Source organism: Burkholderia ubonensis (assembly GCF_902833085.1).
GTDB classification, from domain to species: Bacteria; Pseudomonadota; Gammaproteobacteria; order Burkholderiales; family Burkholderiaceae; genus Burkholderia; species Burkholderia ubonensis.
On record NZ_CADFEB010000009.1, the window covers coordinates 1 to 21,287 of the forward strand.

Genomic DNA, 21,287 nt, shown 5'->3' on the forward strand with positions numbered 1-21,287 from the left:
CGTTTCTGCGAGAAAACCGTCTTTCTCAGCAGCGCTGCGTTGTCAGCAGCAGAGAAACGAGATTATGAACACTGTTTCGCAGTTCGTCAACAACTTTTTTTACTACATCGTTGCGACTGCGGGGTTCATCTTCCTTCGCTGACCGGGCGCCCCAACAGGACCTCCAACCAGCTCCGCTTCCCCTTCCGCGCCGCGTTGCCGTCAGCGCGAAAGAGGCGTGATTCTAGGCACGTCTCGCGCCAAGCGCAAGGGGTTTCGTGAAATAAATGTAAAAGCCCCCGTGCGCTGCCGCGCACGGGGGCTTTTGCGTTGACGCATCCCTATATATAGAAGGAGAACGCGCAGCCGATCAAACGATCAGTCGTCGTCGCGGCTCGCCACCTTCTGCGTGCGGCCCTTGAGCTTCGGATACGGCTTCGAGCCCATCATGCCCTTCCACAGCACGCGGTTGAACTGATCCGCCGGCACCTCGTCGGCATCGTCGAAGTTGAACTTCGCCGTTACCTTCGCCCAATACGCCGCGTCATGCTTCGGCGTGACGTCCGACCCGGCCGCGTATTGCACGCTCGCGTCCGTTCCCTGGGCCAGTTGCAAGCCGGTGGTCTTCAGCACCGTCGATGCGACGGCCGTGTAGCTCCACGAAGCCGGACCGTGGACATCGAACACGTCGGTCATCGGGCGCTGGTACGCAGTATTCAGGTTCATGTGCTGCGTGCCGAGCACGTCCTCGATCGTGCGCAGCGCGTTGACCTGGCTGTAACGCGTCTTGATCACCGCGCCCTGCTTCACGTACGGCCCGATGATGTACGCGGGCCCGCGGTGCGAATCCACGTGATCGGGACCGTCCTGCACGTCGTCCTCGGTCACGACGATCAACGTGTCGTTCGCATACGGGCTCTTCGCGACGGCCTCGACGAGCCGGCCGACCGCCAGATCGTTGTCCGCCTGCTGCGTTTCCGGCGTGTTCACGCCGGCGAACGCCGTGCCGAACGCCCCCATGTGATCGTGGGACAGACGCACCAGCGACAGCGTCGGCAGGTTGCCGCCCGCGACGTACTGGTCGAACTCGTGCTTCCACTCATTGAGACGCCACTGATCCGGATAGGTCTGGTCGAAGCCGCGGAAGTACACATCGGTCATCGACGCGAGCCTCGGATCGAGCGCGGCGGCCTGGACGACGCCTGCCGCGCGCGGATCCGTGATCGGATTCGCGGCCGTGCCGATGCTGCCGATGTTGTTCACGAGGAAGCCGTAGTTGCGGACCGTGCCGCCGGCGGCAAGCACCGCGTCGAAGATATAGCCTCGCTGGCGGCCGAACGGCGCATCGGACGACGCGTGATTGCCGGTGCCGGGCAGCAGGTTTGCCGCGCCGCCCGGAAGGCCGGCGGCGGCATTGCTGTAGTTCGTGGTGCCGGCCGGGCCCGCCGCCGCATCGCGTTGCTGCACCGTATCCCAGTTGACCGGCACGTTGCGGTTCGAGCCCTCGCTCTCATAGGACAGGCCGCGGTTGACCGCCGCGTAGTTGATCTGCTGGGTAATCGTCTCGGTGTTGGTGACCCGCCCCTGGAGCGCCCACGACCAGCCGTCCATACTGCCGTCGCCCGGGTTCATGAAGTTGTCGAGGGTCACGAACTGGCTCGCCAGGCGATGGAAGTTCGGCGTGATGCTCCGGCCGAACTGGGCCAGCCGCGGGTCGCCGTTGGCGCCGTTGCCGATGTCGCCGAGCACCTGGTCGAACGTGCGGTTTTCCTTGACGACGTAGATCACATGCTTGATGTGCCGGCGCAGGAAACCCATCACTTCATTGTCCTGGTCGTTTTCCTCCGGACGATAGAAGTTGTTGCGCGCGGCCTGCTGCGTCAGCTTCGGCAACTCGTTGGCCGCCGGCACCGGCGCGCTCACGAGCGACGCGCGCTCGAGCTGGAACTGGTACTCGTTCGACGCGCGCGACGCGGCGGCCTGCGCCGGGGTCGCACCGAACAGATGGTCCGGATTCGGGCCGGTCGCACTCTTGCCGTTGACCACGTACATCCACGTGCCGTCGGCGCTGAACGTCACGTCATGCGGCTCGAAGGCGGTCGGGATCAGCCCGGTGACGCGATATGCGCGCGGGCCGACGAGCGGGATGACGGCGATCTCGTTCGCGCCGGCGTTGGTCGCGTAAAGCGTGCGCCCGTCGCGCGACAGCGTGACCGAGTAGGTCGCCGCACCGGTGTGCGTCTGGCCATGCGCCAGCACGCCGGCCGGCGCACGCGCGTCGATCCGGGTTACGACCGCATTGCTGTTCGTATCGATCACCGCGACCTGGTCGGCGTTGTCCTGCGCGACGAACAACATCGATTGCGACGCGTCGAGCGTCATGCCGAGCGCACTGCCGTCCAGCTTGATGCGCTTGATCAGGCGGCCGTGGGACGGCGACGCGATGTCGATCGCGACGATCTCGCGATCGCGATCCGACGACACGTACGCGACACCGTTGCCCTTTACGACCACCGCGAACGGAAAGGTGCCGCCGGCTTCGCCGTTCCGGCCTTCGTTGCCGGAGAAGAACGGACGCAGGTCGTGCTCGTAACGCACGCTGTTGGTCGCGGTATCGATCACGCTGATCGAATCGTTGTAATTGTTCGCGACGACGAGCGTCTTGCCGTCGGACGACAGCGCGAGACCGGCCGCGTTCGGCTGGACGCGAATGCCGACGCCCTTGCCGTTGTGGCCGAGCGCGATCGTGCTCGACAGCGCCCATGCGCCGCCTTGCCGGGCGTAGACGTAAACCGCGTCGTCGCTGCCGCCCGTCGCGTAGAGCTTGCTGCCGTCGTGCGAGAAGGCCAGGCCGACGAACGCGTTGGTCTGCTGGATCATTTGCTTCAGCGCCGGGCGGGTCTTGTTCGCGCCCGAGACGTCGTACAGGAAGATGTATTGCGTCGAGTTCGCTGTGTCGACCGTGCCGTCCGTCCGGTACAGCGAATTCTGTCCGGCGGTGATGATCGCCAGCGTCTTGCCGTCCGGGCTCAGTTGCGAGCGCACCGCTTCGCCCGCGACGAAATGCGGGTAGGCCGGCAGGCCCGGATTCAGAAACTGCTGGACCGCGCCGCGCACGGCCAGCGGCGTGACGAACTGACCGCTCGGCACGCGGGCGGCATCGGCGGCGCCGAAACCATCGGCGCGAGCCGGTGACGCAAGAAGCACGGCGGACATGACGGCTCCGAGCCGGAGCACGCGCTTGACGTTGCAGTGTTTCATAGGATTCCTCATGACATGGGAGAGACGGATATCGTCTGACATGATCGAGGCTTCGTCAGGCCGTGTCGCGCTGCGTCGAGAGTCCGTGCCAGTCGATCGAATGCCTTGTGCCGGCGATCGTCGGCGCCCCGGCATTACAGCTCCGCCCAATGTCACGCGGATGACCGATCCCGTTCCGGACCGGTCAATTACACATGGTTACAGCAAAGACGTTTCCATGACAGCAATGACGCCCACCCGCGGTCAGCGCCTATGGATCAGCATGTCGGACGTGAGCTCGCCGCAGCCGTTTGCGCCCACCATCGCCATGTTCCGATCGATCTCTTCCCGCAGCAGCCGGATGGCGTGCGTCACGCCGGCCTCACCCGCGACGGCAGCCGCATAATTGAACGGGCGTCCCACGAACACCATGCGCGCGCCCAGCGCCAGTGCCTTGAGCACGTCCGCTCCCCGCCGAAAACCGCTGTCGACCATCACCGGATACTCGCGGCCCACGGCTTGCACCACGTCCCGCAGGATTCGCATCGGCGACGTGGCGCCGTCCAGCTGGCGGCCGCCATGATTCGACAGAATGATCCCGTCCGCGCCCGCCTCGCGCGCGATGACGGCATCCTCGACACTCAGGATGCCCTTGATGACCAGCTCGCCCTTCCATTGCTGTCGGATTCGCGTCAGGTGTTCCCAGTTGAGATGGTCGCGAGCGGAGAAGTCCCGCAGCACGTTGGCGGAGAGGATCGGCGCGCCGCGTGTCGCAAAGGAATTCTCGAAGTGCGGCATGCCGTGCGTGGCCAACGTCCGTGCGAAGGTGCCCAGCAGCCATCGCGGCCGCGTCAGCCCGTCCCAGCAAAGGCGCAGGCTGGGGCGCAGCGGAGTCGAGAATCCCGCACGGACGTTGTTTTCGCGGTTGGCCGACACGGGAATGTCCACGGTGATCACCAGCGTCCGGTAGCCGGCGCGCGCAATGCGCTCGAGCAGCGCGCTGATGCGGGCATGATCGCCCGGAATGTACGCCTGAAACCACGTTCCCGGCGCAGCCTCGGCGACGTCTTCCAACGGAATGAGCGACGAGCCGCTCATGATCGACACGATCCCGGCCGCCTTCGCCGCGCGCGCCAGCACGATGTCGCCTCGATACGTCGACAGCGCATTGATGCCCATCGGCGCGATGCCGAAAGGCGACGCAAAACGCTGACCGAACAATTCGACCGTCTGTTGCCGCTGGGAAACGTCACGCAGTACGCGCGTCAGCAACCCGTATTCATCGAACACCGCACGATTGTCGTCCAGGGTGCGGTTGTCTTCCGCGGCGCCGCTGACGTAACCGAAGATCGGACGCGGCAAGATTCGCCGCGCCCGGGCCTCGAAGTCGTGCAGGCTCAGCACGTTCCGCAAGGCACGGGGCGACACGCCGGCGCCGGCCGCAGGTTGGCGCGCTTCCGCGATTCGAGAAGTAACGGTGGTCATCAATGAGTTTCCGTGAAACGACGCAGCCATTCTAGGTAGCCGCATCATCGAATAAAAGCGATAATATTCAAACGAAATCGTTCTACAAAAGCGAAATACTTTGGCGACTCCGACATTCAAGCAACTGGATGCCTTTTACTGGGCGGCGACTTCTGCGAATTTCGCAACCGCGGCGCAGCGGCTCAATCTGTCCATCTCGTCGTTGTCCAAGCGGATCAACGAGCTGGAGCAGGCCACGGGGCGCGTGCTGTTCGACCGCAGCGGCCATCGAGCCGTATTGACGGAGGATGGCGAGACGTTGCTGCCCGCCGCGATCCGGGTGCTGGAATCCGTGGCTGCGCTGCAGGATGCGTTCGCGCAAGACAAGGGCCTGACCGGTCGCCTGAGCTTTGGCGTGGGCGAGCTGTCCGCGTTGACCTGGCTGCCGCGATTCGTGGCCGCCGTCCAGAAACTGCATCCGCAATTGAAGCTGGAGCCGTACGTCGACGTCGGCGCCGTGCTCGAAGCCAAGGTCGATGCGGGCGAGCTCGACTTCGCGGTGATAGCGGGCCGTTCGTCGCGCGGCAGCATCCTGTCGCAACAGGTAACGGAGGCCCGGTTCGCGTGGATGGCGTCGGAGCGTCTGGTCGGCAGCGCACGCACGTTGACGCCCGCGTTGCTGGAGCAACACCCGCTCGTCACGTTGCCCGCCGGCGCCGGCACGACGCACATCCTGGACGAGTGGTTGCTGGCGACCGGCGTCAACCATGCGCGCCGAATCACGTGCAACAACTGGAGCGCCTTGGCGGGCATGATGCGCGAAGGTGTCGGCATCGGCTTCCTGCCTGCCGATTGGGCCGCCGCGCACACGGACGCGGCGCTGGTGCGACTGGCGAGCAAGCCCGCGTTGTCGCCGCTGCCCTATGCGTTTCAGTGGCGGCGCGGCGACATGCGCGGCCTGATTCCATCGATGCTGGCGCTGGTGCGGCAGTACGCGGATTTTCGCTAGCCCAACCGGTGCGTTGCTGCGTCGGTCGCGCGGTCGCGGTGCTCAATCCTGATCGATGCAGGAGACTTTCTTCGGATCGGGCATCCACAGATAGCAAAGCAGCGACACCAGCACGCATGCGGACACATACCAGAAGAACCAGCTTTCGTGCCCGATGCTCTTGGTCCACAGGGCGATGTACTCGGCCGTGCCGCCGAACAGCGACACCGTGATGGCATAGGGCAACCCCACGCCCAGTGCCCGGATGCCGACCGGGAACAGTTCGGCCTTGGCCACCGCGCTGACGGACGAATACAGGCTGACGATCAACAACGCAGCCAATATCAGCACGAGCGCGCCCCCGATGCTCTGGACCCGGGTCAGCTCGTGGAAGATCGGCACGGTACATACCGTTCCCAGTACGCCGAAGGCGATCAGCAACGGGCGGCGGCCGATCCTGTCGGACAGACTGCCGAACACCGGCTGCAGCAACACGAACACGATCAGGCTGACCACCGACACCATGGAAGCGTCGGCCTTGCTCATCCCCGCACTGTTGACCAGAAACTTCTGCATGTACGTCGTGTAGGCGTAGAACGCGACCGTGCCGCCGAGCGTCAGACCGGCGACGATCAGGCATTCGCGCTTGTGCTTGAACAATGCCGCCAGGGAAGGCGGCGGGCGCTTGTGCTTGCGGGCCAGTTCGAACGACTCGGTTTCTTCCATGTTACGGCGCAGCAGGATCGCCGCGCAGGACGCCAACGCCCCGATGAGGAAGGGGATGCGCCAGCCCCAGCTTTCCAGTTGCTCGGCGCTCAGAAAGAACTGCTGCAGCACGACGAGCACGGCCATCGCCAGCAACTGACCGAGCGAGAGCGTCGCGAACAGGAAGCTGGAGTAGAAGCCGCGATTCGTCTTGTCGGCCATTTCGCTCAGGTAGGTGGCCGAGCTGGCGTACTCGCCGCCGAGACTCAACCCCTGCATGAGACGCGCGGCGACCAGCAGAATCGGCGCCGCCAGGCCGATGCTGTTGTAGCCCGGCGTCAGGCCGATGATCAACGAGCCCGCGCACATCGCCAGCACGGATACGAGCAAGGCGGCCTTGCGCCCCTTGCGATCGGCATACAGGCCCACCAGCCAGCCGCCGATGGGACGCATGACGAAGCCGACGGCAAAGATGGCCGCGGTATTGAGCAACTGGACCGTCTGGCTTCCGCTCGGGAAGAAGACCTTGGCGAAATAAAGCGAAAAGGCCGAATACACGTACCAGTCGTAATACTCGATGAGGTTCCCCACCGAGCCGCTGAAAATGGAGCGAAGGTGCGCGAATGTCCCGGTCTGCCGGACGCCGGCGGTAGGTGCGAGGGGGCTGGCTTTGGGCACGTCAAGTCTCCGTTTCGGTTATTTCAATTGCGTGCACGGATGGCCGACGACGGCGCGCAATTGGGTGCCGTGAGAGTAAACGGAGGCACTGAGCCACGAAAAGCGAAAAAAATTGAACGAATTTGTTCGCCAAACCGAAATACCGAAAGCGGATGACGTGACGGTTGTCTCCGAAGCAGGCAACCGTTTCACCGACATCTCCAAAGCGCTACCCTCTGGCGGCAGCCCACAGCTCCGCGAGCGGGTACTCGCACACAATGTCGATGGGCTTCAAAAGCCTGTGCCGCGTCGATTTGGGGGGATAGAGCCGCCCCGCAAGCCCGCGATCAATGATTTCCTGCGGATGCACGACCACGTCGTCTCGCCACGCGCTGAGCACGACATCCGAGTACTCCAGCAGCAGGCACGGCACGCGCGCCAGCCGGTGATCCAACGCGAATATCCGGCGATGGTGGCCATCCATCACGATCCTGGACGTGCGTTCGACCATGATCGGAACTCGCCACATCCCTTCCCGGAGTATCTCCGCCGCCACCTCTCGTATGCGATCGGACCGGCATTCCTCGGTCGGCAGCAAAAGCTCCGGCGAGAGTAAAACCAGCTCGGGCTTCGGCGAATCGTTGTCCGCAGGTTGTCGACACATTTCCCTCTCCGCTGGACGAAATGGTTTGCCGACCGGATCATGTGGTCTTGTTGCACGAGCGATCGCGAGCCGGCTCATTGATGTTTTAGTACACCTGCGGAACGAGCACTACCGCCGCGCGAACCGCCTCGGGAATCGGGCGCGCAGGCGAATCAAAGACTTCGATTGTTGACGCCCGCGACATGTTGGCCAAACCAAATCCACCTTGCCCGCCTCGATGATTCGCTGCTCGTGAAGCCTGCGGTATCCGGACCTGGGTATCGCCGTCGTCAGGGATTTTCATGCACACGACGAGATCGCTTCGGATCGCCTGCCGGATACTCACGCCACTTTGCGGTGTTAGCATCACGGAAGGAGCGTGTTCGTAAAGCGAAACCTTGACGGACATGACTGAAACGAAACATGAACGAGCATCGCGCCCGTGGAATTCCTTTTCTTTCCGTTGTTCATTCTCGTCGGGCTCATCGCACTTATATTTCCATGGGTTGCCGTGGCAGGCACCCTCATCTGGCTGTCCTGCTTCGTATTCAACGTATCCACTCCGCAAAACCGGAAACGGCTACGCTTGAAAAGGAAACGTTGGTGGTGGCTGACGGCATGCATCCTGCTGATCCTCGATGCAGCATTTGTTCCCAAAATTCGGGAAAGCCACGAAAGGCAGATGAACGACTATCGGATGAAGATTTCATACACCGGAAACGATTCGGTCTTAACAAAAACCGACATTGAATACCATGGATTATTGATTCCGGCCGGATCGATAGTGGAGTGCCTTGGATACGACTATGGAACCGTCGATCGCTTAACGGCCCTCAATCTGACGGAAGAGCTTTGTGCCGCGCGATTTTCTCGCCCGGTAACTGCACAAGGAATCGAGTTCATTGCGCTTGTCCCGGATGGCTACAACAGCACCAACCTTCATAACTACGGATATGTAGAGCTCTCCAAAGATCAAACGATAAACGGCCAATCCTGCAAGAAGGGAGACATGGCGCACTACACCACACCCGGAGTTTCATTCAGGGAACCTCTCGCCCCGGAAAAGTGGAAATTCGAAGGATGCGGAAACGATGAAAAACCCATCCGGCTGACCGCGGGTCCACCGCCACCGAAACCGGGTTTTTGGGATGCTTTTTTCGATGCGCTGCTGCCTCGTCGGAGCGGATTTTACTGCTGCTGAAAATTGTTCCGGAGGAAACTTGCGTAGCGCTACCGCGCAAAATCGAACGGTGTAGCCAGCAGCATTTACTGTCCGGATGCCGGTGCAGCTTGCTTCGGACGCCGTGCGAGCGTCTCCGCTACGTCCAAAGCAACCTCGATGAAGGCGCGCGCAGCGGCCGTTTGGTAGGCGCCCTTGCGCTGCATGAGGACCGCCGTTCGTTGCAGCGGCAACGGGTCCAGGGCGACGGCGGCCAGATCGTCCCGCCCGCGCGCGATCGTTGCCGGCAGCAAGGTGGACAAACGGGTTCTCTGAATGACCTCGATCACCGCGCTGATCGAATTGACCTCCATGAGCACCCGAGGACGCAGGTCGTTCTGGCGGCAATAGCGATCGATATGCTCGCGCGTCGCAAATTCAGCACTCAGCAAGATCAGCGATTCGTCGTTCAGTGCGCTCACGCGCACCGAGCGCCGCTTCGCCAACGGATGATGCCGCCCCACGACCAGGGCGAGCGTCTCGACCAGCAAGCGTTGCACGTCGAGGTCCTGCGAGTGGACCTCTTCGAATGCAATGCCTACGTCGAGTTCGTCGTCGACCAGCAGTTCCTCCATGCGCTCCTGGGACATCTCGCGCACCGTCAATGTGACGCCCGGGTAACGACCGTGAAACGATTCGACCAGCGGCCCGATGAAATAGGACGTGAACGTCGGCGTCACGGCAATACGCAGCGAGCCTCGGCTCAGGTCCCCCACGTCGTGGATCGCGCGCTTGCCTTCCTCCAGGCCCTGCAACGCACGGCGCGCATATCGGCAGTACACCTCACCCGCGTCGGTCAGCCGCGTCGTTCGCCCCGTGCGATCGAAGAGCTGCGCCCCGAGGCTTTCCTCCAGCTGCTTGATCTGCTGCGACAAGGCCGGCTGGGATACATGCAACGCAGCGGCGGCACGCGTGAAGCTGTGGTGTTCCGCAACGGCCAGGAAGTATCTGATGTGGCGTACGAGCATGTCGGCATTACATAAGCAAATCAAATCGGCCGCATAATAAATCGATATTTTTCCTTATGCAAGTCGACGCGTAATCTCCAGTCCATCGCATCGCCCAACGCGATTGCCCACGGAGAATTCACCATGAAGGACATCATTGAAGGCTTCCTGCAGTTCCAGCGAGACGCCTTTCCCAAGCGTGCCGAACTGTTCAAGGATCTCGCCACGCACCAGAACCCTCGAGCACTGTTCATCTCGTGCTCCGACAGCCGTCTGGTGCCCGAACTCGTCACGCAGCGCGAGCCGGGCGACCTGTTCGTGATCCGCAATGCCGGCAACATCGTCCCGTCCTACGGCCCTGAGCCGGGCGGCGTCTCGGCTTCGGTCGAATATGCGGTTGCGGCTCTGCGCGTATCGGACATCGTGATCTGCGGACATTCGGACTGCGGAGCAATGACCGCGATCGCCGCCTGCAAATGCATGGATCACATGCCGGCGGTGGGCAGCTGGCTGCGTTACGCCGATTCGGCTCGCGTCGTGAACGAGGCTCGCACCCACGAGAGCGCGCATCACCGGGTGGATGCGATGGTGCGCGAGAACGTGATCGCGCAGCTCGCGAACATCCAGACGCATCCGTCCGTACGCCTGGCCCTCGACGAGGAGCGCGTTGCGCTCCATGGCTGGATCTATGACATCGAAAGCGGTCGCATCGACGCGTTCGATGGCGCCACCCGCAAATTCGTTTCCCTCGCGGACAACCCCGAAGTCCGTGCTACCCCTCATCAGCTCGTGGCAGCTGTTTGATTTCCGTCCCTCACTCAAGGAGATATCACCATGATCCAATCCCAAGCCAGCAAGAACGCCCGCCTCGACCTGGCAGACGCCATCCTCCTCGCCAAGGCAAGGAAGAATCTGTCGTTCGCCCAGATCGCCGAGGGCACGGGCCTGCACGAAGTGTTCGTGACCGCGGCGCTGCTCGGCCAGCATCCGCTGCCGGCCGAAGCTGCGGAGCGCGTCGGCAAGACGCTGGACCTCGACGCCGATGCCGTGGCGCTGCTGCAGACGATCCCGCTGCGCGGCAGCATCGAGGACCGCGTGCCGACCGACCCGACCATGTACCGCTTCTACGAGATGCTGCAGGTCTACGGCACGACCCTCAAGGCCCTGGTTCACGAGAAGTTCGGCGACGGGATCATCAGCGCGATCAACTTCAAGCTCGACGTGAAGAAGGTCGACGATCCGGACGGCGGCTCGCGCGCCGTCATCACGCTGGACGGCAAGTACCTGCCGACCAAGCCGTTCTGAATCCCGGTCGAAACGACCTGGCCGGCACGTCCGTCGGTGTGTTCAGTACGACTTGCCGCCGACGGTGGCCGACTCCAGTTCGCGCGTCAGGATCTGGATGCCGCCGACGTCCGCGACCGACTTGACCAGACCGACGCCTGGCGCCAGCCAGTCGTCCGCGGTCGTCGTGCTCGTTCGAACCGGATTGGACAGGGTCTCGGTGGTGCGGTAGTGGCATGCGTCATCGAAGACCTTGCCGTTTTTGAGGCTCACTGTTTCGCGGGCGACATACGTCCGCTGTATCGATATCGATGTTTGTCCCCCGCCGGACGGAAAGACTGGCGTATCCACATAAGTCGCCGTCTCGCTCCCCGCAAGCCCGATCGTCTCGACATACGGCGGCGAGTTCACGTCACGCAGCGCCAGGGTTCCGGAGCTATAGACCTCGCCACCGTAATTCGTGCGCACGCCATTGCCGACGAGATAGTAGTGGTTGGTCTGGATGGGCGAGCCGGATGACGTTTCAGCCTGCTGCGTCATGGCGATACCCTGGAACGTCGCTGGCGCGAACGTTCGCGTGTATATACCGTTGTCGACGGCCGGGCTTTGCGGCGTGGCCTGCGTGTACATGTGCAATTTCACGGTATCGCCTTGCTGGTAGACCGGATCGCACGCGACGTTCGAGGTTGGCGTCGCGCCGGAATTGCCGTTCGGTGCACCCTCGGTCGGCGTTGCGCTGCTATTGCCGCTCGTGGCGCCGGGAGCCGCTGCATCATCTCCCCCGCAAGCGGCCAGCACCATGCTCGCCAGTACTGCCATCGGAAACGCCATCATCGCTGTCTTCTTCATTTTTTTCTCTCAAGGTCGGCACGTCGTTTTGTTGGAAAGTTGTCCGCCGGTAGATCGCCTCGGGCGAGAAGGCGCGACGATGCTCGGCGCCCCCGAACCAGCTGGATGTCGGAGAAGCGATCAGTTGACCTGCAACTGGCCGCCGCGGCCGAGGCCGCCCTTGACGTCCTGCGCCTTGTAGCTGCGCAGGGCGACGACCATCTTGTTGTACGCGTCGATGAACGCGACGACGGTCGCCTTGCCTTCCGGCGTCGCCGAAAAACCCGCAAGCGCGCCGCCCACGCCGCCGCCGAAGCCGCCCAGCGCCGCGCCGTAGTTGGTCGCCGTCGAACTGCCTTCCGACGCCGCGATCTGCACGGCCGAGCGCACATCGAACAGCGTCAGCGTGACGACCGATGCCTTCGTCTGCAGGTGGCCTGCCACCGCCGCCACCGCGCCGTTGCCGATCAGCCCGCCGATCATGCTGCCGATGCCGCCGATCGGCGAATCGTTGATGACGATCTGCGGCTCCATGTAGTAATCGGCTGCGACACGCTGGCCCCTCTGCTGTTTCGAGCCGGTGCGGTATTCGCCGGAGTTGCGCTGCAGTTGCGTGATGCGCGACAGGCGCGCGTCGCTCTTCTGGTTGCCGATCGACGTGATCACGAAGCAGTTCGACTGCTGGACGGCCAGGCGCAGCAGCGGGTCGATAGTCGTCATCTTGGTCGCGCTGCCGAACGGGCCCCACCAGTCGGCATTGCGGCCGTCATCGACCGCGATCGTGCCGAGCGGCGACGCGCAGCGCTGCAGCCCCGAATCCGCGCCGGCGCTCGCGCCGCCGGCCGCGGCGCCGGTCACGCCGGCGTTCTGGCCGCCGGGCGAAACGATGCCGCCGCAGCCCGCGACGGACGCGCAAAGCGCTGCGACGAGCGCACCTTGGGTGAGACGATGGGAAAGGATGGTCTTCATGTCGTTATCGATCGATAGAGTCGTTGTTCGGCTTATGTGTTCGTGCGAACTTCGATAAGCCCCCCGGCGCGGCACGCGATGGTGGTCTCCCCGCTGCCGCCTCCGTTACTTCCGGCTGCGGTCAATAGCCGTACCAGGACGTCTGATTCCAGACGCCGTAGTACGGATAGCCCGAATACCAGTAGCCGTAATAGACGTCACGCCATTGCGTGCGCCATTTCCAGTCTTCTTCGTCTTCCTTCTTGGCTTTGCGCGCGAGCTCGAGCAGTTTCTTCGACTCCTTGTCGCCGCGGCCCGCCGCGATCGACAGCCACTTGTCCGCTTCGCGCGGATCGGAGCCCATTTCCTCGAGACCGAACAGATAGAAACTGCCGAGCGCCTTCTGCGCCTGCAGGTCGCCGCGCTCCGCGGCATCGCGCATCCACTTGAGCGCCTGGTAGCTGTCCTGGCGCACGCCGTCGCCACGGAAATAACGCAGGCCGAGGTCGTAGGCGGCCTTCGGCTGGGTCTTCGCGGCTTGCTTCAGCGATACGATGCGTGGATCTTCCCGGTCTTCCGAATCGTCCCTTTTTTGATAGGAGACCTGATCTTTAGGCCGATCGGAACACCCGGTGTCGTCGCAGATCCGCACCGTGTTGCTGGTGGCGGACGGATCCTGCGCGCACGCGGCCAATAGCAACAGCAACTCCAGTGTGAGTAAACGGCGAGGCATTGGTACTCTCCTCAAGTTTTATTTGCGCCGCAATTTTCGAGCTATCCCACCCCGTGAGCTCGCCTCACCCGGTTGCCGGCGACGCGGCGAAGACAATCCGCCAACGTCGGCACGCAGTCCAAGGCCCTCTCAGGTTCTCTTTTCGTCTTGCAATGCCACTGCACCGTCCGAAGTCGGCGAAGACAGGGGGCACAAGCGCGCCGCCCCGGCATTCGCTCAATCCCGTGACTGCGCCCGCCGGGGCGCCGTCGAGCGGTGAATGTCAGCTGACGTTCCGGTTTTTTTAAGCAGAAAACATCGATCGTCATTTTCTGATTTCAAATGATACATATCGGTCTATCCAATAGTCAAGACGACTTGCGAACACGTATGGTGGGCGGGCGGGCCGTGTCGGGAAGGCCAGTAGGCGAGACCGAATGTGACCAAGCGGTACGATGCTAAAATGCCCGATCTACGCAGTCGGAAGGATCAAGGAGGGAGCCGTTCGTGCGAGCCAGCAAACGCCAGTTGGTGGTAGACAAAGCTACCGAACTGTTCTCGAAGCACGGTTTTCATCCGGTCGGCGTCGACTGGATCATCGACGATTCTCGCGTCGCCCGAATGACGCTATATCGGCATTTTCCGAGCAAGGACGAACTCATCCGGGAAGTGCTGGTCCAGCGTTACGACCTGATCGTAGGCAGTATCGGCGCGCAACTGCAGCACGCCACCAATCCGGTCGAGCGGGTCAAGACGATCTTCGACTGGTACGAAGCGTGGTTCAATACGCCGGCATTCGCCGGTTGCCTGTTCGAGCGTGCATTGGCCGAATTCGGGACGGCGTATGCGCCCATCTCGGATGTCGCGATCCGCTATCGCCGCAAGATGGTCGAATGGATCGGCGAACTGCTCGCGGATCTCGTTTCGCCCGAGACGGCAAAGCGGCTGGCGGCCGTCTATATGATGCTGCTGGACGGTGCGACAGTGGAAGCGAGAGCGTTCAACGATTCGGCGTCTGCGGGGCGGGCGTGGCAAGCCGCAAAATCGCTTCTGGAACAGGAAATGCGTGCCGGCGCCGAGCACGCGAAACATGCGGACGCCCATACGCAACATGCGTGACGAGTATTCCCTGTAGATAACAACAACTGTGGGCTCTCAGAAAAGATGTCCTTGGGCACGGGAATCCTCAGAAAAGTCGTCTTTGGGAATGTCAACCGCCTCCGTCCGAGTGTCTCGGAGGAACTTGGCGACAAACGTCGCCGCAGAAGTGCGTATTAGATTCCGGCGATACCGATCGGCATGAGGGGCCCGGATTGCGCCGCGCCGATCGTCTAGGCACGACGCTTCGCGGCCGCTTTGCATATCGATATGCAAACGCTCGCACGGCTAGCCCATGCCCATCGCAATACGGTGATCCGCCTGGCAAAGTCCGAAAGCTCACAAAAAGTGCCTTCGGGAAGCGCTCCGGATCATCCGAGCCGTTGCCGACCTTTGGCTACAAGACTGCTGACATCTTCCCGACCGAAAGCCTCGCCACTCGTGCGGGACAGATCCCTCGACACCTACGGCCGAGCTCTCGGCCGGAAACGGGCGCGATGAAACACATCGTCTGTTCGAAGTCGGCGTGACGTCGAGCAAAAGCACCGACCTGTCGACGCCAACGGCCAGGGAGCATATATGCCGCGAACATATATGCTTTCCACGATCGCTTGTTTTGCGACGCAACGGGACGACGCTAAGATCAAGGTCCGCAGTCGACTTCCCAATGGCTTCGCTGCTTTCGCCCATCATGCCGACCTCCGCCGAACAGGCTGCCGACTGGCTGCTCTCCGGACTCGAACTGCGCAGCACCCTCTTCCACGTGGGTCGGTATTGCGGCGTATATCGTGCATCGACCGCCGGTCATCAGCAAGCGAGCTTCCATCTCGTGCTGGAAGGCGCATGCTGGATGCACTTGCCCGCCAGGAACGGCCGTGCTGCGCAAAGCACGCACCTCGTCGCGGGCGATGCGGTATTCCTGATGCACGACATGGCGCATTGCCTCACGCCCGACTCGAACGCGCCGTCCGATGACGAATACACCGTGCGTATCGGCGCAATGACGCCGCTCGCCGCGCACGACCCTGCACAAGATGGCGTCGCACTGGCGTGTGGTTTCTTTGAATTCCGTTCCGATCTCGGCGATGCGATCACGAGTCTTCTGCCCGATCACATCGTCGCGCGGCACAACGACGCGAAGACGGCAGGCGCGCGCACACTGTTCGATCTGATCCGCACCGAAGCGGCGCGTGCGCAAGACGCGCCGTCGCCGCTCATCAACCGTCTGACGGATGCCCTGTTTTTCTACGCGTTGCGTGCGGTCGCGAGCGACGACGATTTTGCGCCTGGCCTCTGGTCAGTCATGCGTCGCACCGAATTTACGCCACTCGTCAGCGCGATCATCGAGAAACCCGGCGACGACTGGACCACGCACGCGATGGCGGCGTTCTGCCACATGTCCCGCGCACGTTTCTGCAAGCAGTTTGCGCAAGCATGCGGACAGCCCCCCGCCCAATTCCTTGCGCTGCTGCGCATGAAGGTCGCGGCGGAAATGTTGCGGCATGGGGCATCGACGCTCAGCACCGCGGAGCATGTCGGTTATCAGTCGGAATCCGCCTTTGCACAGGCATTCAAACGCGTCACCGGCCTACCGCCGGGCACATGCCGCCGCGAGCCCGAGAGCATCGGCGCAACACCCGTACATTGACGTGAGACAAACGCGCATGAAAGCGAGACGGCGGCGCATTGCCGACTCGACTGGCGCCACCAACAATGATGGCTTTCCGATCGAGAATGCCATGAGTCGCCTGCCTCTCCAAACCATCGAAAGCGCACCTGAAGCCAGCCGTCCTTTTCTCCAGAAGTCGCAAGCCGCCAATGGTTTTTTGCCCAATCTGGTCGCTGCACTCGCCAATGCACCGGTTGCGATCGAAACGTACCTGACCGTCGGCGAAATCAATTCGCGCAGCGGTCTCACGCTGGCCGAGCGCGAAGTCGTGCAGATCACCGCCGCCGCGATTCACGGCTGCGGTTTCTGCGTCGCTGGTCATACGGCTGTCGCGCTGAAGAAGGCGCAATTGCCCGAAGCACTCGTCGATGAAATCCGCGCCCAGGGCGCGCTGTCCGATGTACGCCTGAATGCGATCGCTACCTTCACACGCGAAGTGATCGCGACGCGCGGCGCCGTGTCCGACGAAGCGCTCGCCGCGTTCAAATCCGCCGGTTACAGCGACGCCGGCGCGCTCGAAGTGATTCTCGGCATCAGCCTCGCGACGCTTTGCAACTTCGCGAACAACCTGGCGCGCAACGCGTTGAATCCGCAGCTCGAAGCGTATCGCTGGGAGCCGAAGGCGCAGGCGGCATGAACGCGCCGGTGAGCTTCGAGGCGCTCGACGCCTGGCTCGACGCGAACGCCGAAGCGCTCGACGTCGACCCGTCCCGCGCGACAGATATCCTGCCGCAGCTGGTGCGCTCGTGCGCGGTCGCCGTCGGCGTGCCGGAAGCGTTGGGCGGCACGGGCGGCACGATCGCGGACGCGATCGACACGGTGGCCGCCGTCGCGCAACGCTCGTTGACGGCAGCCTTCGTGCTGTGGGGACATCGCACCTTCATCGAATACGTGTTGCAAAGCGACAACGAGGCGCTGCGCGCACGCTGGCTGACGCCACTGCTCAACGGTGAGATCGCGGGAGCCACGGGTCTTTCGAACGCGATGAAGTATCTGTCCGACATCGAGCCCTTGCAGATGCATGCGGCACGCGGGGGAACCTCGTTCGTTCTGAACGGCAGCCTGCCGTGGATCACGAACCTGCGGCGTGAAGGTTTCATCGCCGCGGCTGCGTTCGATCACGACGACGGCTCGCCGCCCTCCATCTTCGCTATACCTCACGACGCGCCCGGCGTCGAGCGCAGCGAAGATCTCGACCTGATCGGCCTGCGCGCGAGCAATACGGCCGCGCTGCGTGTGAGCAACACCGTCCTCGCCGAAACGTATCGCCTCGCGACCAACGCACCGGCATGGCTTGCACGCTTGCGCCCGGCATTTCTCGGTCTGCAATGCGGTATGTCGATCGGACTCGCGCGACGTGCATTGCTGGCTGCGCTGGAGGCGAGCGAGGCGTCGCGCGAATCGATCGGCGCGGAGATTCGCGAACTCGAGACGAAGCTCGCCGATCAGGCAGCGCAACTGAAGCAAGGCGTGCTCGACGGCACGTTCTTCAACTCGCCTGCGACGATGTTCGAACTGCGCATCGCGCTCGTCGGTACCGTCTCGCACGCGGTCTCGCTCGAGGTACAGGCCACTGGGGGGCGCGGCTATCTGCGCGGCCAGAGCGGCGGTGCACGACGCGTGCGCGAGGCTTCGTTCATCCCCATCGTGACACCGAGCCTCGTCCAGTTGAAAACGCAGCTCGCGCGGCATCAACGAACGGCGGCGGCATGATGCAAAGCGCGCATATCGTCGCGAGCGGCGTCACGCTCCGGTATGCCTCGCGCGGTGTGCTGAACGGCGTCGACCTGTCGGTCGCACCCGGTGAACTCGTTGCGCTGCTCGGGCCGAGCGGTTGCGGCAAGTCATCGCTATTGCGTGCCATCGCCGGTCTGACGCGAATCACATCCGGCACGATTCGCGTCGACGGCGAGACGGTCGCCGGACCACGTCCCGAAGTCGCACTCGCGTTTCAGGACCCGTGTCTGCTGCCGTGGCTCACGGTCGAGCGCAACGTTGGGTTCGGGCTCACCTTCGCGCGTCAACCGCACTTGACGCGCGCGCACCGCAAGGAACGCGTGACAAACGCACTGGCCGCTGTCGGGCTCGAACATGCGCGGCACTCGCTGCCCTCGCAACTTTCAGGCGGGATGGCTCAACGCACGGCCCTGGCGCGCTGTCTGGCCCGGGAGCCGCGTGCCCTGCTGCTCGACGAACCGTTCGGCGCGCTCGACGAAGTGACCCGCGCCGACATGCAGCAGCTTTTGATCGCAGCAGTGCGAAACACGGGCGCGTCAGCGCTTTTTGTCACTCACGACATCGACGAAGCGCTGCTCGTCGCCGATCAGATCGTGCTGCTCGGCAATCGAGGCACGCTGGTCGGACGCTGGGCAGTCGAACTTCCGCAGCCGCGGCAAACGCAGGTGCGCTCGCTCGGCGAGCTGCGCATATCCATTCTTCAAGCGCTGCAGAACTCGATATCAGAGGCGGCTTGAATCCGGCAGACACAAGCGGGGAATCTTCATGTGCAACGTACCTATGTCACGACGCGAATGGCTCAAGCTCGCGTCGCTCTTTACCGTCGCGGGTGCGGCGCCGCTTCTGAAATCGTTCGATGCGCGCGCGGCAGCCGATCCGAATGCGCCCGTGCGCATCGGCTATCTGCCGATCACCGATGCGACGCCGCTGCTCGTGGCTCACAACAACGGCTATTTCGATGCAGCCGGCATTCAGGCGGAGAAGCCGACGCTCTTGCGAAGCTGGGCACAACTCGTCGAGGCCTTCCTCTCGGGACAGGTCAACGTCGTGCATCTGCTGTCGCCGATGACCGTGTGGGCGCGCTACGGCAGCAAGGCGCCCGCGAAGGTCGTCGCATGGAATCACGTGAACGGATCGGCATTGACGGTTTCGCCCGACGTGAACACCGTGGCAAACCTCGGCGGCAAGACGGTTGCCGTGCCGTTCTGGTATTCGATTCACAACGTCGTGCTGCAGGACATGCTGCGCGCGCAAGGTCTGACGCCCGTGCTCAAGCATTCGGGCTCGCCAGGGCCGAAAGAAGTCAACCTGATCGTGATGGCGCCGTCCGACATGCCGCCCGCGCTGGCCTCGAAAAAGATCGCGGGATATATCGTCGCCGAGCCGTTCAATGCGGCAGCCGAGCGACTGAACGTCGGCAAGGTTCTCCGCTTCACGGGCGACGTGTGGCGCAACCACGCATGCTGTGTGATCTTCATGCACGAACAGGACCTGACGCAACGCGCGGCGTGGTCGCAGAAGGTCGTCGATGCGATCGTCAACGCGCAACTGTGGACGCGCGCCAATCCGCAAGAGGCGGCAAAGCTGCTGTCGAAAGAAGGCCCGAATCGCTACACGCCGCACGCATCGCAACTGCTCGCACGCGTGCTCGCACCGCAAGCAGCCGATCAGGGGCGCTATCTCGGCGATCGGGTGATCCAGCACGCGAACTGGGGCTCGAAGCGCATCGACTTTCAGCCGTATCCGTATCCGAGCTACACGGAAGAACTCGTGCGCCGGCTGAAAACGACACAAGTGGAAGGCGCGAGCCAGTTCCTCGCGTCGCTCGATCCGAAACGGGTCGCAAGCGATCTGGTCGATGACCGGTTCGTGAAAAAGAGCATGGAAGCTTTGGGGGGCTTGTCGGCGTTCGGTCTGGATACGGGTTATACGCGCAAGGAGACGATCGTTGTCTAGCGTGCTTGTCCGGGAAACGTTGTCATCCGCGCGGCGCCGTGCGCCTGCGTCCACGCATTGGCGCAGCATCGCGCTGGGGGGTGCGGGGTTGGCGGCCGCATTGGCGCTCTGGTGGCTCGCCGTCACGCTGCTCGCGGGCCACAATGCGATGGCCGCACAGTTCGCCCCGCAGCGGGCCTTTGAAGCTCTGCCCTCGCTCGTAGCCGAAGATCAGTTGCTCGTGCATGTGGCGACCAGTCTCAAGCGCATCGCTGTCGGGCTTGCGTGGGCGCTCGTGGTCGGCGTGCCGTTGGGATTCGCGCTCGGTCGTCTGCGCTGGCTCGAACGGACGCTCTCGCCGACGCTGCAGTTTCTCCGTATGATCTCGCCGCTTTCGTGGATGCCGCTTGCGGTGATGTCGCTCGGCGTCGGCGATCGTGCGGTGTATTTTCTGCTCGGGTTCTCCGCCGTATGGCCACTCGTGATGAGCACGGCATCGGGCGTCGCACATCTCGACCGGCGCTGGATCCAGCTTGGCGAAAGTCTTGCCGCCACGCGCGCGGAAATGCTCTGGCACATCTACGTGCCGGGCATCGCTGCGCATGTGCTCACCGGCGTGCGCCTCGCCATCGGCATCTTGTGGATCGTGCTGGTCCCGGCGGAAATGCTCGGCGTGAGCGCGGGACTCGGCTATCTGATTCTCGACACACGTGACCGGCTGGCGTATTCGGAACTGATGGCCGTCATACTCGTGATCGGCGTACTGGGCTTTCTGCTGGACCTGGCAGCGCGCGCTATCGCTGCGCGCCTATCGAGCGACGTGACCGTGCGGGATTGACCTGCGGCGGAATTTTGTAGCCAATCAGGCAGTGAGTCTCGCGTCGATATTATCGGACTCCAGCCAGGCTCGACGGACCGTGGCCGGAGGTTGGTAGCGGTGAGCGCTATGCCGGCGTCGCTCGTTGTAGAACTGTCGCCACTGCTCGATGAGCACCTTGGCTTCGGCGCGGCTACGGAACCATTCGCGATTCAGCAACTCGTCGCGCAGCTTGCCATTGAAGCTTTCAACGAAGCCGTTTTGCCATGGGCCACCGGGCGTGATGAAGGCCGGACCGATAGACGCATCGCGCAACCAGCACATGACGCGGGCGGCAGCTCAGGCATAGGAAGTCCAAGCCCTACCGTCTTAAAGGTTCTATCAGTCTTCAGAAAAATCAAGATCGTTCAGGACGGT

At 63.0% G+C, this 21,287-nt stretch carries 20 protein-coding genes and 2 pseudogenes; 12 read left to right on the top strand and 10 right to left on the bottom strand.

The features are described from left to right. Positions 1 to 357: 357 nt before the first annotated feature. Entirely contained in the window at positions 358 to 3,240 is a 2,883-nt protein-coding gene (locus HWX31_RS24205) for a bifunctional YncE family protein/alkaline phosphatase family protein (RefSeq protein ID WP_174960654.1), read from the bottom strand. 243 nt (positions 3,241 to 3,483) lie between these two features. After that, complete coding sequence (locus HWX31_RS24210; protein WP_174960656.1) at positions 3,484 to 4,704, bottom strand: alpha-hydroxy acid oxidase; 1,221 nt, start codon at positions 4,702 to 4,704, stop codon at positions 3,484 to 3,486. 100 nt (positions 4,705 to 4,804) lie between these two features. Between HWX31_RS24210 and HWX31_RS24215 the strand changes: the two genes are divergently transcribed. Next, the gene (locus HWX31_RS24215; RefSeq protein WP_059615272.1) at positions 4,805 to 5,692 is read left to right on the top strand and encodes a LysR family transcriptional regulator; all 888 of its coding nucleotides are present in this window, start codon (positions 4,805 to 4,807) and stop codon (positions 5,690 to 5,692) included. Positions 5,693 to 5,734: 42 nt separating this feature from the next. Here the strand turns inward: HWX31_RS24215 and HWX31_RS24220 are convergent, their stop codons facing one another. From HWX31_RS24220 to HWX31_RS24230, 3 genes are all read right to left on the bottom strand, one after another. After that, a complete protein-coding gene (locus HWX31_RS24220; protein ID WP_174960658.1) occupies positions 5,735 to 7,054 on the bottom strand; it encodes an MFS transporter in 1,320 nt (439 codons plus the stop codon). 208 nt (positions 7,055 to 7,262) lie between these two features. Then, positions 7,263 to 7,697, bottom strand: coding sequence for a ParB N-terminal domain-containing protein (locus HWX31_RS24225; RefSeq protein ID WP_174960660.1), 435 nt, complete (start codon positions 7,695 to 7,697; stop codon positions 7,263 to 7,265). Positions 7,698 to 7,782: 85 nt separating this feature from the next. Then, positions 7,783 to 8,085, bottom strand: a complete 303-nt coding sequence (locus tag HWX31_RS24230) for a hypothetical protein (protein ID WP_174960662.1) — start codon at positions 8,083 to 8,085, stop codon at positions 7,783 to 7,785. 33 nt (positions 8,086 to 8,118) lie between these two features. On the opposite strand from HWX31_RS24230, the gene HWX31_RS24235 reads away from it, so the two are divergent. Next, positions 8,119 to 8,877: a hypothetical protein gene (locus tag HWX31_RS24235; protein WP_174960664.1), complete on the top strand. Its 759-nt coding sequence runs from the start codon at positions 8,119 to 8,121 to the stop codon at positions 8,875 to 8,877. Between the two features lie 65 nt (positions 8,878 to 8,942). Here HWX31_RS24235 and cynR read toward each other — a convergent pair whose 3' ends face one another. After that, positions 8,943 to 9,863: a transcriptional regulator CynR gene (gene cynR, locus HWX31_RS24240; protein ID WP_174960666.1), complete on the bottom strand. Its 921-nt coding sequence runs from the start codon at positions 9,861 to 9,863 to the stop codon at positions 8,943 to 8,945. 123 nt (positions 9,864 to 9,986) lie between these two features. Here cynR and HWX31_RS24245 point away from each other — a divergent pair, with 123 nt between their 5' ends. Both HWX31_RS24245 and cynS read left to right on the top strand, forming a co-directional pair. After that, positions 9,987 to 10,646 (top strand): carbonic anhydrase, encoded by a 660-nt coding sequence (locus HWX31_RS24245; protein WP_059656887.1) that lies wholly within the window; start codon positions 9,987 to 9,989, stop codon positions 10,644 to 10,646. Positions 10,647 to 10,676: 30 nt separating this feature from the next. Then, positions 10,677 to 11,147, top strand: a complete 471-nt coding sequence (gene cynS, locus HWX31_RS24250) for a cyanase (RefSeq protein ID WP_059656885.1) — start codon at positions 10,677 to 10,679, stop codon at positions 11,145 to 11,147. A 42-nt stretch (positions 11,148 to 11,189) separates the two neighbouring features. Here cynS and HWX31_RS24255 read toward each other — a convergent pair whose 3' ends face one another. From HWX31_RS24255 to HWX31_RS24265, 3 genes are all read right to left on the bottom strand, one after another. Further along, a complete protein-coding gene (locus HWX31_RS24255) occupies positions 11,190 to 11,975 on the bottom strand; it encodes a hypothetical protein (protein WP_244143836.1) in 786 nt (261 codons plus the stop codon). Between the two features lie 120 nt (positions 11,976 to 12,095). Continuing rightward, entirely contained in the window at positions 12,096 to 12,923 is an 828-nt protein-coding gene (locus HWX31_RS24260) for a hypothetical protein (RefSeq protein ID WP_059613618.1), read from the bottom strand. A gap of 121 nt (positions 12,924 to 13,044) precedes the next feature. Next, entirely contained in the window at positions 13,045 to 13,635 is a 591-nt protein-coding gene (locus HWX31_RS24265; protein WP_174960668.1) for a tetratricopeptide repeat protein, read from the bottom strand. A gap of 486 nt (positions 13,636 to 14,121) precedes the next feature. On the opposite strand from HWX31_RS24265, the gene HWX31_RS24270 reads away from it, so the two are divergent. The 8 genes and pseudogenes from HWX31_RS24270 (at position 14,122) to HWX31_RS24300 (ending at position 20,891) form a co-directional block, all read left to right on the top strand. After that, positions 14,122 to 14,733: a TetR/AcrR family transcriptional regulator gene (locus tag HWX31_RS24270; protein WP_059615289.1), complete on the top strand. Its 612-nt coding sequence runs from the start codon at positions 14,122 to 14,124 to the stop codon at positions 14,731 to 14,733. Positions 14,734 to 14,925: 192 nt separating this feature from the next. Further along, positions 14,926 to 15,106 (top strand): annotated as a pseudogene (locus HWX31_RS35045) (DUF2384 domain-containing protein); the annotation flags it as partial. A gap of 273 nt (positions 15,107 to 15,379) precedes the next feature. After that, the gene (locus tag HWX31_RS24275; RefSeq protein ID WP_341829973.1) at positions 15,380 to 16,360 is read left to right on the top strand and encodes an AraC family transcriptional regulator; all 981 of its coding nucleotides are present in this window, start codon (positions 15,380 to 15,382) and stop codon (positions 16,358 to 16,360) included. Between the two features lie 91 nt (positions 16,361 to 16,451). Continuing rightward, on the top strand, positions 16,452 to 17,018 hold the full coding sequence (locus tag HWX31_RS24280) for a carboxymuconolactone decarboxylase family protein (protein WP_174960866.1): 567 nt from the start codon (positions 16,452 to 16,454) through the stop codon (positions 17,016 to 17,018). Beyond that, the gene (locus tag HWX31_RS24285) at positions 17,015 to 18,094 is read left to right on the top strand and encodes an acyl-CoA dehydrogenase family protein (protein ID WP_174960670.1); all 1,080 of its coding nucleotides are present in this window, start codon (positions 17,015 to 17,017) and stop codon (positions 18,092 to 18,094) included. The genes HWX31_RS24280 and HWX31_RS24285 overlap by 4 nt, the downstream gene beginning before the upstream one ends. Then, entirely contained in the window at positions 18,094 to 18,855 is a 762-nt protein-coding gene (locus tag HWX31_RS24290) for an ABC transporter ATP-binding protein (protein WP_174960868.1), read from the top strand. The genes HWX31_RS24285 and HWX31_RS24290 overlap by 1 nt, the downstream gene beginning before the upstream one ends. A gap of 28 nt (positions 18,856 to 18,883) precedes the next feature. Further along, the gene (locus tag HWX31_RS24295) at positions 18,884 to 20,074 is read left to right on the top strand and encodes an ABC transporter substrate-binding protein (protein ID WP_174960672.1); all 1,191 of its coding nucleotides are present in this window, start codon (positions 18,884 to 18,886) and stop codon (positions 20,072 to 20,074) included. A gap of 19 nt (positions 20,075 to 20,093) precedes the next feature. Next, positions 20,094 to 20,891: an ABC transporter permease gene (locus tag HWX31_RS24300; protein ID WP_244143851.1), complete on the top strand. Its 798-nt coding sequence runs from the start codon at positions 20,094 to 20,096 to the stop codon at positions 20,889 to 20,891. Between the two features lie 24 nt (positions 20,892 to 20,915). Here the strand turns inward: HWX31_RS24300 and HWX31_RS24305 are convergent. Next, positions 20,916 to 21,206: pseudogene (locus HWX31_RS24305) on the bottom strand (integrase core domain-containing protein); the annotation flags it as partial. Positions 21,207 to 21,287 lie beyond the last annotated feature (81 nt).

Excerpts from the sequence above, each read along its gene's own strand:
- HWX31_RS24285 (WP_174960670.1), top strand. The coding sequence starts at position 17,015 with ATGAACGCGCCGGTGAGCTTCGAGGCGCTCGACGCCTGGCTCGACGCG.
- HWX31_RS24225 (WP_174960660.1), bottom strand. The coding sequence starts at position 7,697 with ATGTGTCGACAACCTGCGGACAACGATTCGCCGAAGCCCGAGCTGGTT.
- HWX31_RS24230 (WP_174960662.1), bottom strand. The coding sequence starts at position 8,085 with ATGTCCGTCAAGGTTTCGCTTTACGAACACGCTCCTTCCGTGATGCTA.
- HWX31_RS24280 (WP_174960866.1), top strand. The coding sequence starts at position 16,452 with ATGAGTCGCCTGCCTCTCCAAACCATCGAAAGCGCACCTGAAGCCAGC.
- cynS (WP_059656885.1), top strand. The coding sequence starts at position 10,677 with ATGATCCAATCCCAAGCCAGCAAGAACGCCCGCCTCGACCTGGCAGAC.
- HWX31_RS24255 (WP_244143836.1), bottom strand. The coding sequence starts at position 11,975 with ATGAAGAAGACAGCGATGATGGCGTTTCCGATGGCAGTACTGGCGAGC.
- HWX31_RS24295 (WP_174960672.1), top strand. The coding sequence starts at position 18,884 with ATGTGCAACGTACCTATGTCACGACGCGAATGGCTCAAGCTCGCGTCG.
- HWX31_RS24290 (WP_174960868.1), top strand. The coding sequence starts at position 18,094 with ATGCAAAGCGCGCATATCGTCGCGAGCGGCGTCACGCTCCGGTATGCC.
- HWX31_RS24275 (WP_341829973.1), top strand. The coding sequence starts at position 15,380 with ATGGCTTCGCTGCTTTCGCCCATCATGCCGACCTCCGCCGAACAGGCT.
- HWX31_RS24260 (WP_059613618.1), bottom strand. The coding sequence starts at position 12,923 with ATGAAGACCATCCTTTCCCATCGTCTCACCCAAGGTGCGCTCGTCGCA.
- cynR (WP_174960666.1), bottom strand. The coding sequence starts at position 9,863 with ATGCTCGTACGCCACATCAGATACTTCCTGGCCGTTGCGGAACACCAC.
- HWX31_RS24265 (WP_174960668.1), bottom strand. The coding sequence starts at position 13,635 with ATGCCTCGCCGTTTACTCACACTGGAGTTGCTGTTGCTATTGGCCGCG.
- HWX31_RS24205 (WP_174960654.1), bottom strand. The coding sequence starts at position 3,240 with ATGAAACACTGCAACGTCAAGCGCGTGCTCCGGCTCGGAGCCGTCATG.
- HWX31_RS24245 (WP_059656887.1), top strand. The coding sequence starts at position 9,987 with ATGAAGGACATCATTGAAGGCTTCCTGCAGTTCCAGCGAGACGCCTTT.
- HWX31_RS24210 (WP_174960656.1), bottom strand. The coding sequence starts at position 4,704 with ATGACCACCGTTACTTCTCGAATCGCGGAAGCGCGCCAACCTGCGGCC.